General features: G+C 71.8%; 11 protein-coding genes. All 11 read right to left on the minus strand.

All coding sequences use genetic code 11. The features are described 5' to 3' along the window. Positions 1–49: 49 nt before the first annotated feature. On the minus strand, positions 50–2140 hold the full coding sequence (locus ACIBBH_RS39610; RefSeq protein ID WP_399413438.1) for a hypothetical protein: 2091 nt from the start codon (positions 2138–2140) through the stop codon (positions 50–52). A gap of 197 nt (positions 2141–2337) precedes the next feature. After that, positions 2338–3834: a D-ribitol-5-phosphate cytidylyltransferase gene (locus ACIBBH_RS39615; RefSeq protein ID WP_399413397.1), complete on the minus strand. Its 1497-nt coding sequence runs from the start codon at positions 3832–3834 to the stop codon at positions 2338–2340. A 194-nt stretch (positions 3835–4028) separates the two neighbouring features. Next, positions 4029–5195, minus strand: coding sequence for a hypothetical protein (locus ACIBBH_RS39620; RefSeq protein WP_399413399.1), 1167 nt, complete (start codon positions 5193–5195; stop codon positions 4029–4031). A gap of 105 nt (positions 5196–5300) precedes the next feature. Then, a complete protein-coding gene (locus ACIBBH_RS39625; RefSeq protein ID WP_399413401.1) occupies positions 5301–6848 on the minus strand; it encodes an alkaline phosphatase D family protein in 1548 nt (515 codons plus the stop codon). Between the two features lie 204 nt (positions 6849–7052). Then, complete coding sequence (locus ACIBBH_RS39630) at positions 7053–8540, minus strand: FG-GAP and VCBS repeat-containing protein (RefSeq protein ID WP_399413403.1); 1488 nt, start codon at positions 8538–8540, stop codon at positions 7053–7055. A 193-nt stretch (positions 8541–8733) separates the two neighbouring features. Continuing rightward, complete coding sequence (gene obgE, locus ACIBBH_RS39635; protein ID WP_399413405.1) at positions 8734–10170, minus strand: GTPase ObgE; 1437 nt, start codon at positions 10168–10170, stop codon at positions 8734–8736. A gap of 127 nt (positions 10171–10297) precedes the next feature. Next, complete coding sequence (gene rpmA, locus ACIBBH_RS39640) at positions 10298–10552, minus strand: 50S ribosomal protein L27 (protein WP_023550764.1); 255 nt, start codon at positions 10550–10552, stop codon at positions 10298–10300. Between the two features lie 14 nt (positions 10553–10566). Next, positions 10567–10887 carry a 50S ribosomal protein L21 gene (rplU, locus tag ACIBBH_RS39645; RefSeq protein WP_399413407.1) on the minus strand — a complete coding sequence of 107 codons (321 nt, stop codon included), beginning with the start codon at positions 10885–10887 and terminating at the stop codon, positions 10567–10569. Between the two features lie 246 nt (positions 10888–11133). After that, positions 11134–15309, minus strand: a complete 4176-nt coding sequence (locus ACIBBH_RS39650) for an Rne/Rng family ribonuclease (protein WP_399413409.1) — start codon at positions 15307–15309, stop codon at positions 11134–11136. 256 nt (positions 15310–15565) lie between these two features. After that, positions 15566–16363 carry a TIGR03936 family radical SAM-associated protein gene (locus ACIBBH_RS39655; RefSeq protein WP_399413411.1) on the minus strand — a complete coding sequence of 266 codons (798 nt, stop codon included), beginning with the start codon at positions 16361–16363 and terminating at the stop codon, positions 15566–15568. Positions 16364–16409: 46 nt separating this feature from the next. After that, positions 16410–17294, minus strand: a complete 885-nt coding sequence (locus tag ACIBBH_RS39660; protein ID WP_399413413.1) for a hypothetical protein — start codon at positions 17292–17294, stop codon at positions 16410–16412. Positions 17295–17301 lie beyond the last annotated feature (7 nt).

Consider the following 17301-nt stretch of genomic DNA (forward strand, 5'->3'; position numbering starts at 1 on the left):
ACGGCCCCCAGGAGCGTCAGCTCCTGGGGGCCGTAGGGGGCCGGGCGGTTCAGCCCGCGACCACACCGTCCGTGTCACCGGTGGACGACACCCGCTGACCGGGTACCGCGTTCGCCAGCTCGTCCGCCTCGGCCGGGTCGGCGGCGGTGCCGGCCGCGCGGGACTCCTGGCCGACGTTGCGAGCCTCGGACTTGAGGGCGAGGTTGGCCACCGCGGTGTTGAACTGGTCGATGGACTTCGGCTCGTCCGGGCCCAGCAGGTACTGCTTGAGCTCCTTGCGGCCGGCGGCCAGCGGATCGGCCGCCGGGTCGCGCACGGCGTCCAGCAGCCCGCCCAGCTCGGCCGCGCTGTTGGAGAGGATCACCGCGGCGCGCACCGCGGTGTTCTGCCGCTTGAACTCCTCCGCGCCCAGCCCGGCCGAGTCCGTCACCGCGTACGGCTTGCCGCTGGCGATGAAGTCGGAGACCACGCTGGAGATGTCGGAGACCATCGCGTCGGAGACGTTGAAGCAGTCGTACAGGCGCGGCTCGGCGCCCGTGATGACCCGGTGCTCCCAGGCGGGGAAGGAGCGCCAGTAGGCGTCGTTCCACTCGGCGCGCAGCCGGGCGATCTCCTCGTGCTTCTTGACGTCGACCACGCCGTCGCGGCTGGCCTCGGCCTCGTCGCCCTTCTCGCCGCTCACGCCGGCCAGTTCGGCGAGGCGGGCCTCGATCCGGGTGAGCTCGGCCCTGGCCTGCGTCTGGGCGGCGGCGTCGGCGGTGAAGCGCGGATCGGCGGCGCGCCCGGCGGCGGCCTTCTCGACCAGGGCGGTGATCCGCTGGTGGGCGGCCTTGGCCTCGGCGCTGACGGTGCCGGTGAAGGGGTGCGGCTTGTACAGCACGCGGACCGGCGGGTCGGCCTTCACCAGCTTGTTCACGATGTTCTCGCCGGCGAGCACGATCGAGGTGTTGCCGGGGTTGCCGTCCCAGCCCTCCCAGGTGGGGGCGTACAGGACCGTGGGGATGCGCCCCTCGGGCACGCCCTGCCAGGTCCGGATCGGCGCCAGCTGCGGGCGGCCGACCTCCACGATGTCGTCGTCACGGACGCCGACGTCGGCGATGGCGTAGCGGTCGCGGCCCGCCCGGCCGGCGGTCCACACCTCGTCGTACACCTTGCTGAACGGGTTGACGCTGGCCAGCTTGTCGCTGTCGCCGTGGCCGATGAAGACGTGCTTCATGGTGGGCACGCGCAGCAGGTGGATGTTCTTGCCGACGTTCGCCGCGTAGAGCGCGACACGCACCGTGGACAGGTCCATGTTCATCAGGTGCACCCCTCCGGGCACGCAGATGACGGGGACCGTGGTGGGCGCCAGATTGCTCAGGATGACCCGCTCGCGCAGGATGATCAGCGGCCGGGTGTCCAGCTGCTCCATCGTCTCCAGCCACATGTTGACCTGGTACGCGGAGTCCTTGGAGCCGGAGAAGTACAGCACCGTCTCGGGCTTGTGGGCGGCCAGCCAGTCGTCGACGGCGGCCAGCACCTGCTCGGCCTTCGGGGGGACCTTCTTGCCGCGCACGTACGGCATGAGCGCGAGGACGTACAGGCTGCCCAGGCCGACGGTGAGTCCGATGCCGGCGAACCCGGCCACGGCCGAGTCCATGACACCGGAGACCAGCAGACCGGACACGGCCGCGAGGTCGAGGTGCAGCATCTTCTCGGCGGAGCGGTGCAGCAGGCGGCGCGGCGGGGCGTCCGGGATGCGGATGCGGGACTTCAGGTCGACATTGCGGGTGGCGACCGGCATCCGGCGGCGGTTGCGGATCAGGGTGACCAGCGCGCCGTGCGGGGCCTGCAGGCCGTAGAAGGCGATGAAGCAGGCGATGGCCCCGTAGAAGATCAGGTCGTCCGTCAGGGACAGCCGGGCCAGCAGCAGGACCAGCAGCAGCTGCCGGATCAGGAAGCGGATCGACAGGCCGGCCCGCACCTTGCTGAGGCGGTTGATCAGGTAGCTGCCCTTGCGGTGCAGATAGTGGTCCGCCAAGTACGTCACGGCGGCCGCGGCCGCGAAGGCGTACACACTCGGGACCAGCGCGGCCAGCATGAGCGCCGGGAAGCCCAGCATCATGAGGGCCGCCGCGGCCAGCTCTGCCGCGCTGCCCACCCGGGCGACGCGTATAGCGGTGGATATCACGGAGAAACCTGCTCTGGGAGGGGGGAGTGCCGGTTTTGTTCTGAAATGCCGAGAGGTGTGCGGGTTAATCGGTAATTCGCGAGGTGTACGGACTCAGGCCTCTGCGAATACCCGTTGAACGAGCACCCACAGAGGCCTGAATTCCTGATCGCTAATTATCTTGATTATTACACGCCGTCCTGACGGTCCAGGACCGAGGCCAGCGCCTGCTCGAACCCGCTCGCCTTGGCGGCACCCGCCGTCGGGTCCTGCTGGCGGACGTCGATGACGTGCCCGGTCAGCTCCGACAGCAGCACGTCGAGCGAGGTACGGGCCACCGCCTCGGAGGAGAGCAGGCTGCCCGCGGGCTCCTGGCCGAAGGCCTTGGTGCGCATCGGGGTGGCGGTGCGCTCGGGGTTGATGCAGTTGACGCGGATGCCGTCGCCGGCCCACTCGTCGGACAGCGCCTGGGTGAGGTTCACCATGGCGGCCTTGGTGGAGGAGTAGAGGCTGTACTCGGCGCGGCCGCGGGTGTAGCTGCTGGAGGTGTAGAGCAGCAGCTGGCCCTTGGTCTCCGCCAGGTACTTGTACGAGGACCGCGCGATCTGCACCGGGGCGAGGTAGTTGACCTTCAGCGCCTCCTCGATGGTGGCGTTGTCGGTCTCGGCCAGCTTGCCTATGCGCAGTACGCCCGCGGTGTTGACGACGTAGTCGATCCGGCCGGTCTCCGCGTACGCCTTGGACAGCGCGTCGTCGACCTCCTCCGGGTTCTCCACGTGGGTGCCGGTGGTGGAGCGGCCCAGCGCGTACACGGAGGCGCCGTAGGACTCGGCGAGTTCGGCGATGTCCTTGCCGATGCCGTAGGAGCCGCCGAAGATGACGATCGTCTTGCCGGTGAGCAGCCGGCGGTAGTCCTCCTCGCCGTTCTGCTCGGGCGCGGCGGTGGAGGCGAGCTGGAAGAGCTTGTCGGCGATGAAGACGTCGACCGGCTGCGTCACCTTCATGTTGTACTCGTCGCCCGCGACGACGTGGACCGGCACGTCCGGCAGGTACTTGAGCACGACGGAGCAGTCGTCGGTGGCCTGGAAGTTGGGATCGCCGGCGGCGACCTCGTAGGCCCGGCGGATCGTGGACAGCTTGAAGGCCTGCGGGGTCTGGCCGCGGCGCAGCCGGGAGCGGTCCGGGATCTCGGTGATGAACTCGCCGTCCTGGCCGTGCGTGCGCGTGACGATGATGGTGTCCGCGGACGGGATGGCGACGTCCACGGCCTCGTAACGCTCCAGGGCCGCCACGCAGTCGTCGATGACGCGCTGGGACAGCAGGGGGCGTACGGCGTCGTGGAAGAGGACGTTGAGGTCCTCACCCTCGGCCAGGCCCTCGCCCAGGGCCGCGATGGCGCGCTCGGTGGTCTCGTTCCGCGTCGAGCCGCCCTCGATGATCTTCTTGACCTTCCGGAACCCGGCCTTGGCGACGATCTTCTCGATGTCGGGCACGTAGCCCGGCGCCATCAGCACGATGATGTCGTCGATCGAGTCGGCCCTCTCGAAGGTGGTCAGGGTGTGCTCGATGACTGCCTTGCCGGCGATCTTCAGCAGCTGCTTGGGGATCGACAGACCCACCCGCTGACCGGTGCCACCGGCCAGGATCACTGCGGTGGTACGGGGCTTGGCTATGTGCTGGGACACAGGTGACCTACCTTGGGGCGACAGGGAACGCGGAAATGGTCCCACTTCGGGTTACCGCAGTGCAAGGTGAGCGACCGCCACCGCATATGTGCGCGCAACCTCTCATTCACCTTGCACCGCTGGTGACGAGCGATGCCCTCTTTGTGCGTTCCATGGAATTTCTGTGAGTAACTCCACAAGCGCCGGCGGAGTCTTCAGCGCCGGCGCAGCCGCTTCAGGCAGCGGTGCCCGAGTACGCGGACGAGTTCCTTCGACGGCGTCTGGTGAACACTGCGCGCCCGCGCGGGGCGGACGGGCACGGAAGCGGCCGCGGCCAGGGCTCCGTACAGCGCCCGAGCGGCCACCTCCGGCGCGATGCGGGCCTCGTCGGGCACCGCCTCGGGCTGCTCCGGAACGGCGGACAGCAGGGCCGGATCACCGAGGACACGGACGCCCGACGCGTCGATCCGTCCGGCTGTTTCGGCGCCGATCGCGGCGGCGGCCTCGACGGCCCACCGGGGCGTGGTGATCTTCACGTCCCGGGGGGTGGGGCTGCACGCGTTCTTCATATGCATGACCGCGCCGTTGCGGACGAGCCTGGAATACAGCTCATCGGGCAGTCCATTGCCGCGGAATTCCACATTAAGATTCCGCAGCATTTCGGTCTCGGCGCGGGTAAGGGACCGATTCGCCGTGTCCGGAACGAGCTGCAGGAGATCGGCGGGCAGACCGAGCAGCGCCTCGAAGGTGCGCAGCAGACCACTCCGGTCCCGGTCGTCGACCACGACGACGGTGACCCCCTCGGGGCCGACCACCCGGGCCCAGCGCTCCACGAGGCGGTCGTGCCGGTGGCGGTGCCAGAAGCTGGGGTTGGGCTTCTCGTACGGGGCCTTGCGGAGCATGTGCTCCAGCCAGTCCTCATAGCCCATGCGCAGCCCGTTCTGGACGTACTGCTGCCACTGCGAGGGCATGATCTTCGTCAGCGGGCGCAGGGTGACCAGTACGTGCACGCGGTCACCGCCGAGCCGGCCGACGATCCGCTCGATGGTGGCGCCGTCCGGGGCGTCGGCGAAGAACTCGCTGCTGACCACCGAGGTGCGTCCGCCGGTGGCGTGCACCTGTTCCAGCAGCCGGGTCCAGTGCTCGCCGGTGGGGCGGGCGTCCCCCATCATCGCGGGCCGGGCGCAGGCGGCGAGGGCGGCCTCCATGGGGTGGCGGCTGGGCGCCGGGAACTCGACGCCGTACCGGGGAAGCGTCTCCTTCGCGGCGAACAGGGCGCCCTGGAGGGCGGTGGTCCCGGTCTTGTGCGGGCCGATGTGCAGCAGGCGGGTGCCGACCGGCAGGGCCGTCGGTTCGGCGTCTTTCGTACAGTCCGTCTCCATGGCCAACGAACGGTAAGAGGAACACCTGAGGGTGACCTGAGAGGAGCCTGGGCCACAGCTGAGTCCCAGGCTCTCGTCACACAGACTGCATGTCCGAGGCGCGGCTCACACGACCTGGACGCCCGGTTCGTCCGATTCCACCCGCAGCGTGGCCAGCGTGCTCGCCGTCGCCTGCGGCTTGAGCACCGTGTCCACGACCCGGACCCGGGCGTCGATGCCGTCACGGCGGATGTCGAAGAGGTGGTAGCCGCGGTGGGCGTCGATCACCTTCCAGTGCGGGTTGTCCGCCATCAGCGGGTCCCACTGGGCGTGGAAGGCGGCCTGGTCCTGGTCGCCGCTGCTGGAGATGGAGGTGCCGACGAACTCGGCGCCGACGACGTCGGAGTCCGGGTCGGCGAAGTCCTCCTTGAGGTCGCTGATCATCGTCAGGTGCCGGTCGCCGCTGAGCACGACCGGGTTGCGGATGGCCGTGAACTCCTCCAGGAACGCGTTGCGTTCGGCCTGGTAGCCGTCCCAGGCGTCGTAGTACCAGAGCTTGCCCTCGCCGAGCTGGAGGTCGGTCTCGGCCATCATGATCTGCGAGGCGATGAGGTTCCAGCGCGCCGGGGAGTCCTGCAGCCCGTCGAGGAGCCACTCCTTCTGGCCGGCGCCGAGCATGGTCATCGACGGATCCTGGGCGCCGGCCTGGCTGGTGGCCTGGTCGCTGCGGAACTGCCGGGTGTCCAGCACGTTGAGCCGGGCCAGACGGCCGAACTCCAGACGGCGGTACATCTGGATGTGGGGGCCGTCGGGTACGGCGGTGGCGCGGACCGGCATGTGCTCGTAGTACGCCTGGAAGGCCGCCGTCAGCCGGGCCACGAACGCCTCGTGCGTCTGCTTGCCGGGGTCCTGCGGGATCTCCCCGGCCCAGTCGTTGTCCACCTCGTGGTCGTCGAAGGTGACCACCCAGGGGGCGTTCGCGTGCATCGCCGCGAGGCCGGGGTCGGAGCGGTACTGGGCGTAGCGGTTGCGGTACTGGACCAGGGTGTACGGCTCTCCGGTGCCCTCGTGCCGGCGGACGGCCGTCGCCGAGGGCGACGATTCGTAGATGTAGTCGCCGACGAAGAGCACGAAGTCGGGGTCCTGGGCGAGCATGTCGGCGTACGGGGTGAAGTAGCCGTGCTGCCAGTTCTGGCAGGAGGCCAGCGCGATGCGCAGCGAGCCGCCCTTGCGGTGCGGGTGGGGAGCGGTGCGGGTGCGGCCGGTGGGCGATATCTGGCCGCCGGCGCGGAAGCGGTACCAGTACGTGCGCTCCGGGCGCAGCCCCCGTACGTCCACGTGAACGCTGTGCCCGTACTCGGGCCGGGCCTGGGCGACGCCCCGGCGCACGGTCTTTCTGCAGCGTTCGTCCTCGGCGAGTTCCCACTCCACCGGGACCACGGCGTCCGGCATGCCGCCGCCGCCCAGGGGGTCGGGGGCGAGCCGGGTCCACAGCACGATGCCGTCCGGCAGCGGATCGCCGGAGGCGACGCCGAGGCTGAACACCCCGTCCGGCAGCGGTGTTTCGGCTGCCCGCGCGGCGGTCGGCAGCCAGAGCTGGGCGGAGGCCGCGGCGCCGAGGACGGCGGCACCGGCGGTCAGAAACCGGCGTCGGTCGGGCGATGCTCCGGTCATGCGCAAACTCCCTTGCCACAGTGGCCACTTGAACACTCGGAAGCTCCCACGGCCGGAGGGTCAGCGCGCTGAACGGAAGCCTTCGCGTGCATGACAGATAGGCAGACAACAGAAGACCCGTTGCGACACGGGAACAGAACGACGAACGTGATCTGGCCGCAACGGGTCTTATGGGACGTCAGATGGAATTGTCTGCCAAGGAGTTCAGCAGGAGAAGCCCGATCCCAGCCGTGCTCCGGAGGCCACGGTGCCCAGAGTGCCGCTGCCGAAGGTGAACGAACCGGTGGGGGTGATCCCGGAGCCGGTCGACTTGAACACCCACACCGCCCCGGCGTCCGAGTTCTCGCCGGGCGCGCCGACGGCCGGCTCGGCCCGGCCGTCGTGGTTGGCGTCGACCAGGTGCAGGGCACCGCCGAAGCGGTCGCTCGTCTCGGCGGTACCGGGCACGCCACTCGTGTTCTGGCTGAACGACGCGGCGCCGCTGCCCGTCGGCCCGTTCGCGGCGCCGCGCAGGACGACGGCACTGCCGGCGCCGGCCACGCCGTCGAAGCCCTCACCGGGCAGGCCCGTCACGATGTCGGCGTAGCCGTCACCGTCGGTGTCGGCGACCGAGACGTCCGTGCCGAAGCCGTCCCCCGGCTCGGCGACACCCGGCACCCCGGCGCTGTCCTGGTTGACGAACACCGCCTTCACCCCGTCGGGCCCGTCCGAGGTGCCCGGGATCCAGGTGATCCGGCCGCCCTTGGCCAGCGGGGTGTCCAGGTCGCTGTCGTAGCCTTCGACGGCCCGGCCCACCACGATGTCGGCGTAGCCGTCGGCGTTGACGTCCCCGATGCCGAGGTTCTCGCCGCCCTGGAGTCCGGCGCCGTCGATGTCGTACACCAGCGTGTACGCCGTGAGCCCGCCGTGGGTGCCCGTCCAGTGCACGACGCGACGGGCGTCCCACTCGTCACCGTCGTTCTCGGTGGCCGCCACGTCGGTGATGCCGTCGCCGTTGAGGTCGCCCGTGGCCAGGTCCAGGACGCGGCTGTCGAACTGGTCCCTGACCACCTGCCCGCCGTGCACCGTGGAGCCGTCCCGCGCGAAGGGACCGTTGAGCACCCGCAGGTCGTGGGCGTTCTCGACGGTCACCACGTCCGGCGCCCCGTCGCCGTCGACGTCACCGGCCGCCAGGTGCCCCTGGGCGCCCAGCGTGTCGTACGCCTTGCCGCCGGCCAGCGAGGCACCACCGGACAGCCCCTGGGGCCCGCCCCAGATCACCTCGACGAGCCCGGCGTCGGTCCCATCGGCCGTGTCCTCACCGCCCACCCCGACGACGAGGTCCGCGTACCCGTCCTTGTCCAGGTCGGCGGTGGTCAGCGCGCCGCCGAACCTGTCGCCCGTCTCGGCGCCGCCGGGCACCCCCGCGCTGTTCTGGCTGAACACCTGCTTCGTCGAGGTCTGCAGCCCGCTCACCGAGCCGTACACGACGGCGACGTAACCGGCGGTCTTCTTGCCGCCGACGGTCGCCGAGGGCGCCGCCACCGCGAGGTCGGAGTAGCCGTCCCCGTTGAAGTCGTCGTGCAGGTGCTTGGCACTGGGCGTCCCCGCGGCGGCGGTGGTCCCCGCCGCGGGCACCAGCAGGGCACCCGTGACCAGGGCGGCGCCGGTGGCTGCCGCGAGTCGGCGGCGGGACGAACGGGGGTGGGACACGTCGGCTCCGGGCGTCTGAGAGACAGGGGACCGCGGAGATCCATGACGATCCCGACCGCGGCGTCCTGTTCGACTCGCCGGAGGGCGCGGGGGTTGCCCCGGAGGGCGCCTCGAATTGTCCCTGCGTCAACGCGAGAGGGCGCCCCACGCGGGGCGCCCCTCGATCAGGTGAACCGAAACGACTCGAAGTGGGCTAGAACGGCTCGAAGTCGTCGAACTCCCGCAGCGAATCATCTCGCTCCGCCTGCCGGTCGCGGCGCCGCTGCACAGCCGGCCGCTGCTCCTCGAACCGGTGGTCCTCGCCACGCCGGCCCAGCATCTCCGCGCCGGCCATGACCGAGGGCTCCCAGTCGAAGACGACCGCGTTCTCCTCCGGGCCGATGGCCACGCCGTCCCCGCCACGGGCGCCGGCCTTCATCAACTCCTCTTCGACACCGAGGCGGTTCAGCCGGTCGGCGAGGTAGCCGACGGCCTCGTCGTTGTTGAAGTCGGTCTGCCGCACCCAGCGTTCGGGCTTCTCGCCGCGCACCCGGAACAGCCCGTCGTCCTCGCGGGTCACCGTGAAGCCCGCGTCGTCGACGGCCTTCGGCCGGATCACGATCCGTGTCGCCTCCTCCTTCGGCTTCGCGGCCCGCGCCCTGCCCACCAGCTCACCGAGCGCGTACGACAGCTCCTTCAGCCCGATGTGCGCCACCGCCGACACCTCGAAGACGCGGTAACCGCGGGCCTCCAAGTCGGGCCGCACCATCTCGGCGAGGTCCTTGCCGTCGGGCACGTCGACCTTGTTCAGGACGACGATCCGGGGGCGGTTGTCGAGCCCGCCGTACTCGCGCAGCTCCGCCTCGATGATGTCGAGGTCGGACACCGGGTCGCGGTCGGACTCCAGCGTCGCCGTGTCCAGTACGTGCACCAGCACGCTGCACCGCTCCACGTGCCGCAGGAACTCCAGGCCCAGTCCCTTGCCCTGGCTGGCTCCCGGGATCAGCCCCGGCACGTCGGCGATGGTGTACACGGTCGAGCCCGCCGTGACGACGCCCAGGTTGGGCACGAGGGTGGTGAACGGGTAGTCGGCGATCTTCGGCTTCGCCGCGCTCAGCACGGAGATCAGCGAGGACTTGCCGGCGCTCGGGTAGCCGACGAGCGCCACGTCGGCGACCGTCTTCAGTTCCAGGACGATGTCCTGGACGTCGCCGGGCACGCCGAGCAGCGCGAAGCCGGGCGCCTTGCGCCGGGCCGAGGCCAGCGCCGCGTTGCCGAGACCGCCCCGGCCGCCCTGCGCGGCAACGTAGGACGTGCCGTGCCCGACCAGGTCGGCGAGCACGTTGCCCGCCTTGTCCAGGACGACCGTGCCGTCCGGCACCGGCAGGATCAGGTCCTGCCCGTCCTTGCCGGAGCGGTTGCCGCCCTCGCCGGGCTTGCCGTTGGTGGCCTTGCGGTGCGGGGAGTGGTGGTAGTCGAGGAGCGTGGTCACGGACTGGTCGACGGTGAGGATCACGTCACCGCCCCGGCCGCCGTTGCCGCCGTCCGGGCCGCCCAGCGGCTTGAACTTCTCACGGTGGACGGAGGCACAGCCGTGGCCTCCGTTACCCGCGGCGACGTGCAACTCGACGCGGTCCACGAAGGTGGTCATGGTGGGGTGCCTCCAGCACTTCGGTTACTCAGGGCTTGTCTACTGCTGTAACACGCGAAAGGCGGACCCGCCTTCCCGACCGGGAAGTGAGGTCCGCCTCGCGAAACGTTCGGTCTGAAGCCTGAGCTCAGGCGACCGGAACGATGTTCACGACCTTGCGGCCACGGTGGGTACCGAACTCCACCGCACCGGCCTGCAGCGCGAACAGCGTGTCGTCGCCGCCACGGCCGACGCCGGCGCCCGGGTGGAAGTGGGTGCCGCGCTGGCGGACCAGGATCTCACCCGCGTTGACGACCTGACCGCCGAAGCGCTTCACGCCGAGCCGCTGGGCGTTGGAGTCGCGACCGTTCCGGGTGGACGATGCGCCCTTCTTGTGTGCCATCTGTTCTCAGTCCCTTACTTCGCAGCCGTGGGGATCTCAGTGACCTTGATCGCCGTGTACTGCTGGCGGTGGCCCTGACGACGACGGTAGCCGGTCTTGTTCTTGTAGCGCAGAATGTCGATCTTCTGGCCCTTGTGGTGGTCCACGACCTCGGCCTGGACCTTGATACCGGCCAGCACCCACGGGTCGCTGGTCACGGAGTCGCCGTCGACAACGAGCAGGGTCGAGAGCTCGACCGTGTCGCCAACCTGGGCAGTGGAAATCTTGTCAACCTCAACGATGTCGCCGACAGCAACCTTGTGCTGGCGACCACCGCTGCGCACGATGGCGTACACGCGGATCTCACTCTCTCGCTCGGGGAACGGCACCCCCGCAGTCCAGCCGCCCGACAAACGCGGACGGCCTCTCCCGGCCAACCCGGTGCCCGGGAGGAAGAGGTTTACGGGGATGTGGCGTGTCAGTGGACACGCCGACGGTCAAGGTTACGGGGCCACGGCCGAAGGGGTCAAACCGGGCCGGGCCCCGCCGGTGTGCGGCCGGTCACGTGGACCGGCCGCACCTCGCTTTCGGCCCTCGCCGGGTCAGGCCTCGTCGGTGGCGGCGGAGATCGTGGTCTTCTTCGCCGTCGACTTGGCGGCGGCCGTCTTGGCGGTCTTCGCCGTCTTCTTGGCCGTCGTCTTCTTGGCGGCCGTCTTCTTGGCCGCGGTCTTCTTCGCCGCGGTCGCCTTCGTGGCGGCCTTCTTCGCCGTGGCCTTCTTGGCGGCCTTGCGGGCCGTCTTCTTGGCCGGGGCGGCCTCCTCGACCGCTTCCGGGGCCTCGGCGGGAGCCTCCGGAGCCTCCGCCGACGGTGCCTCCGCCACCTCCGCCGACGGGACGACCACGACGGCCGCCTCCTCGGGCGCGGTGGGCGCGGTGGCCTTGCGCACGGCACGGCGGCGCGGGCGGGCCGGGGCGGCGGCCTCGGCGGGCGTCTCCTCGGCCGGGGCCGGGGCGGCCTCGGGCTGCGCCGCCAGGGTCTCGGCGACGGGCGCCGCCGGCTCGGTGACCGTCACCACGGCCGCCTCGGCACCGGGGGGAGAACCGGCCGGGGCCGACACCTTCCGGGTCGCCCGCCGGCGCGTACGGCCCTTGGGCGCGGCCTCCTCGACGGACGGGGCGGGAGCCTCGGCCTGGACCGCGTGGAGGACCGGGTCCTCGACGGCCACGGGCTCGGCCTGCACCTCGGCGGCCGTCTCCGGCCGCACCGCACGCTCGGCCTCCGCCGCGACGGAGACCTCCTGGGCGGTCGGGGCCTCGGCGACCTCCGGCTCGGCGGCCTCGGCCTTGGCAGCCTCCGCCTTCCGGGTCTCCGCCCTGGGCGCGCCCGCCGGAGCCGAAGCCCGCCGGCTCGTCCGGCGCCGCGTACGGCCACGGGTGGCGGCGGCCTCCGCCTCGGCGACGCTGCTGTACAGCTCCTCGTCGGCGGCGAAGCCGGGGGCGGGCAGCGCCACCGGCTCGGCGACCTCGGCCACGACCTCCGCCTCGGCCTCTGCCTCTGCCTCCTCCTCGGCGGTCTCGGCGACCTCGGTGGCCACGGACACGGCCTCCTGCTCGGTCACCTGCCCGTCGCCACCGCGTCCGCGCTTCTTGCGCTTGCCGCCGCCCCCGGCGGAGGCCGGCTGCTCCATGTGCACGATGACACCACGGCCGTTGCAGTGGACGCAGGTCTCGGAGAAGGACTCCAGCAGGCCCTGGCCGACCCGCTTGCGGGTCATCTGGACCAGGCCCAGCGAGGTCACTTCGGCCACCTGGTGCTTCGTACGGTCGCGGCCCAGGCACTCGAGCAGGCGCCGCAGCACCAGGTCCCGGTTGGACTCCAGGACCATGTCGATGAAGTCGATCACGATGATGCCGCCGAGGTCGCGCAGCCTGAGCTGGCGCACGATCTCCTCGGCCGCCTCCAGGTTGTTCCTGGTGACCGTCTCCTCGAGGTTGCCGCCCTGACCGGTGAACTTGCCGGTGTTGACGTCGATGACGACCATCGCCTCGGTCCGGTCGATCACCAGCGAACCACCGCTCGGCAGCCAGACCTTGCGGTCCAGCGCCTTGGCGAGTTGCTCGTCGATCCGGTACGTGGCGAAGACGTCGACCTCGGAGGTCCACTTCGACAGCCGGTCGGCCAGATCCGGGGCGACGTGCGAGACGTACCCGTGGATGGTCTCCCACGCGTCCTCGCCGCTGACGATGACCTTGGAGAAGTCCTCGTTGAAGATGTCGCGCACGACCCGGACGGTCATGTCCGGCTCGCCGTACAGCAGCGTCGGCGCGTTGCCGTTCTTGGACTTCTTCTGGATGTCCTCCCACTGCGCCTGCAGCCGCTCGACGTCCCGGCGCAGCTCGTCCTCGCTCGCACCCTCGGCGGCGGTGCGCACGATGACGCCCGCGTCGTCGGGGACGATCTTCTTCAGGATGCTCTTCAGCCGGGCCCTCTCGGTGTCGGGCAGCTTGCGGCTGATGCCGGTCATGGAGCCCTCGGGGACGTACACGAGGTAACGGCCCGGGAGGGATACCTGGCTGGTCAGACGGGCGCCCTTGTGCCCGATGGGGTCCTTCGTCACCTGGACGAGGACCGGCTGGCCGGACTTCAGGGCGGACTCGATACGGCGCGGCCCGTTGGCCATGCCCAGCGCCTCGAAGTTGACCTCACCGGCGTACAGGACGGCGTTGCGGCCCTTGCCGATGTCGATGAAGGCGGCCTCCATCGACGGCAGCACGTTCTGGACCTTGCCCAGGTAGACGTTGCCGACGTACGAGGTCGACTGCTCCTTGTTGACGTAGTGCTCGACGAGCACGCCGTCCTCCAGGACGCCGATCTGCGTGCGGTCGCCGTTCTGCCGGACGACCATCACGCGCTCGACGGCCTCGCGGCGGGCCAGGAACTCGGCCTCGGTGATGATCGGGACGCGGCGGCGGCCCTGCTCGCGGCCTTCCCGGCGGCGCTGCTTCTTGGCCTCCAGGCGGGTCGAGCCCCTGATGGACTGCACCTCGTCGGACGGCTCGGCGGCCTTGCGGGGCTCGCGGACCTTGACGACCGTGCGCTCCGGGTCGTCCTCGCCGAGCTCGGTGTCGACGCCGGAGTCACCGGCGCGACGACGGCGCCGGCGGCGGCGACGGCTGCTGGAGCTGGAGCCGCCGGACTCCTCCGAACGGGCCTCCTCGACGTCCTCTTCCTCCTGCTCGGCGGTGTCCTCGGCGTCCTGCTCGGCCTGCTCGGCGGCGAGTTCCTCGGCCTCGGCGTCCGCGCCCTCACCGGTCTCGCCGTCGACGGCGTCACCGCGACGACGGCGCCGGCCACCGCGCCGACGACGCCGACGCGAACCGGTCTCCTCGGCCTCGTCGCCCTCGGCGGCGTCCTCGACCGGCTCCTCCGGCTCCTCGGCCTCCTCGGCCTCGTCCTCGACGGTGGTCTCGGCGGTCCGGGCCTCGGCCTCGTCGCCGTAGTCGGCGCCCCGGCGGCGACGGCGGCGACGCGAGCCGGTCTGCTCCTCCGGGAACTCCTCGGCCGCCCGGATCTCCTCGACCTCCTCGACCTCATCGAGGTCATCGACCTCGGCAGCCTCGGCGGCCGCTTCGGCGGCGGCCCGCTGCGGGGTCTGGAACTTCGGCTCGGTGAAAACGGGCGCCTGGAACACGGCCACGGCGGGCCGTGCCGGGCGACGCGGCGCCTCGGCCTCGGCGGCGACGGGCTGCGCGGGCTCGGCGAAGCCGGTCGCGGCCTGCCGCTCGGCCCGGCGGCGGCGACGCGGGGCGGCAGCCTCGGCGGGGGCCTGCCGCGCTTCGGCGGCGGGAGCCTGCGGCGCCTCGACGGCCGGGGCTTCGGCGGCCTGCTCGGGCTCGGCGGCGGGTGCGGGTGCCTCTTCGGTCACGGAAGCCTCTTCGGTCACGGCGGCACCGGCCGGCGCGGTCACGCGGCGCGTGGCACGGCGGCGGGTACGGCGCGGGGCGGCCTCCTCCTCGGCGGAGGGGGCCGGGGCCTCGGCGGCAGCGGGGGCCTCGGTGACCTCGGTGACCTCGCTGGTCACGTCAGCCGCGGTGGTCGGGGCGGTCTGGTCCACCTCAGCGACCTCGGTGGCCTCCTCGGCGGCCTTCGGCGCACCGGCGGGCGCGGACGCCCGGCGAGCCGCACGGCGACGCGCACGGGCGGCGGGCGCGGCCTCCTCCACGACCGCGGGCGCCTCGGCGACCTCCGTCTCGGCGGCGGCCGGAGCGGCCTCGGGCGCAGGGGCCACTGCGGTCCCGGTCCCGGTCTCGCTGACCTCCGCCGGCGCGGGAGCACCGGCCGGCGCGGCCACGCGGCGCGTGGCACGGCGGCGGGTACGGGGCGGAGCGGGCTCCTCCGCGGCCTCGTCGGCCTCGGCCGGCGCGACGGCCGCGGGCGCCTCCTCGGCAGCCGGGGCAGCGGCGGGTACGACCGTCTCGGCGGTTTCCGCCGACGCCGGGGAACCGACGGGCGCGGACGCCCGGCGGGTCGCACGACGACGCGGACGCCCGGCGGGCGCGGCCTCCTCTACGACGGCGGGGGCCTCGGCGGCCACCTTCTCCTCGACCTCGTCGACCTCGGCGGCCGCTAGGGCCGGCGCGGTGACCTCGGCCGGGGCCTCGGCTCCGGCGGGCGGCCCCGCGGGGCGGGAAGCGGCACGGCGCCGACGACGCGGCGGCAGGGTGTCGCTGGGGGTGTTGGGTTCGGAACCCTCTGTGGGTTCGGTCGGCTCGAGCATGCGGGCGTTTCTCCCGTCAGGCTCCCGGGCGCCGCGCCTGGTCCGGCGTCGATCTGGTCGACCGCCGTTGACGTCCGCGGCTCGCGCGGTGCGCGGTGCCGCCGTCCGGGGCGCGGGCGCCACACGGGAGCTCTCTGTGTCCTGTCTCGCCGGTTCCGTACGCCGAATGCGTACGGCCTGGCGAAAGTCTTCTGGTCGGTGCGCTGCCCGACCCAGGTGGCTCCCGAGTACGAGGGCGGCGCTACGACGTCCGTCCCTACGCGGAACCTTCCGTCACCGGCGCCGTCGCGGCGGCAGTGGGAGCGGCCGTTGTGAGGGCCGCCACTGCCTCGCGGTCGGGCGCGAGCGGGTCGGTCACCGTGCCGGTCTCTTCATCGAACAGCCCCTGCGCCAGCCTGGTCACCGCTGCGGGGACCGGCGGCGCCAGGTCGGCCACGGCGCGGAGTCCGGACAGGACGTCGTCGGGTCGTACGGCAGGCGTCACGTGCCGAACAACCAGCCGCAGTATCGCACAGGGCTGGTCGATCGGCCTATCAGCCTGCGAACTCTGTGTTTCCTCACTCGAGGAGCACTCGAGGTTCACGACGGCCGAGCGGGCGTCGAAGGTACGGACGCCGTTCTTGGTCATGCGCTGGACCTCGACGGTGCCGGCCCCGTTGAAGGCCGCCACCGCGCGCTGCGCCTCGGCCGGGTCGACGCCGTCCAGCCGCAGCTCCCACACGGAAGCCGTCAGCCGGTCGGCGAGCCCCGGCGTACGGGCCTCTACCGCCTCGATGACGTCGAGCCCGGCGGGCAACGACTCGTCGAGGAGGACGCGCAACTTCTCCGGGTCACGCGCCTCGGTGAGCGCGATCTCCAGGTACTCCGCCTCACTGCCCGTGCCGGTGGGTGCGGCATTGGCGTACGACACCTTCGGATGCGGCGTGAACCCCGCCGAGTACGCCATCGGCACCTCGGCACGGCGCAGCGCACGCTCGAAGGCGCGCTGGAAGTCACGGTGGCTGGTGAACCGGAGGCGGCCGCGCTTGGTGTAGCGCAGTCGGATGCGCTGCACCGCGGGAGCGGGCGGCGGGCCTTCGGGCTGTCGCTTGCCCAGTGTCCTAGTCCTTCGTGAGAGCGGTCGTACTGCTACCAAGAGTACGTGTCTCGCGGCCCAAGGGTTCCCGCCGGGCCACCGGCTCCGGCTGCCGGGGCTCGCCGAAGAGCGTCCGGCGGACGTCGGCCCGCGCCTGCCGGGCGGCCTCCCGGGCGGCGGCGAGCGCCTGCCGGGTGACCCGCCCCACGGCCCGGGCGGCCTCGGCGACGGGCCGCAGCACCAGGTCCCGTACGACATGCCCGACCGGCGTGAGGACGGTGCGGTACACCCACCGCGCCGGCTCCACGAAGATCCACCGGATGAGGGTCCCGAGGACCCGTCCGACAGCGAGCGAGACATACCCGGCGATCCGCCAGGCGTGCCCGAGCGCGGCCCCGATCTCGCGCCCGATCACCGCGAGCACCCGGCCGACCGGCGTGAGCACCCACCGCCACAGGGCGAGCGCGGGCAGCACCAGCAGGACACGGGCGATCCAGTACAGGACGGTGCCGATGCCGGACAGGACCATGCCGATGCCGGTGGCGACCATCCGCACCACCCGGGCGACGGCCTGCCCCACCGGTCTGAGCACCCACATCACCGCGTGCCCGACCGGTGTGAGCACGCGCGCGTACAGCCGGACCAGGGCGTGCCCGAGGGGCGTGAGCAGATACCGGTACAGCCACCCCAGGGGCACCACGACGAGCGTGTGGACGAGCCAGGCGATCCCCCTGCCGACGGGCGTCAGCAGGTACCGCCACAGGAACCGCGCCACGGCCGCCGACGCGTCCCACACCAGCCGCACCGGCACGACCAGCACGAGCACGACGATCCGTACGGGAATCCGGAGCGCGACGACGAGACACCCCTGCGCGCGCTCGGGCGGGGGCGGCGGCTTCTGCATCTCCATGTCCGGC

Origin of the sequence: Streptomyces sp. NPDC051636, assembly GCF_044453765.1 — a bacterium.
Taxonomy (GTDB): domain Bacteria; phylum Actinomycetota; class Actinomycetes; order Streptomycetales; family Streptomycetaceae; genus Streptomyces.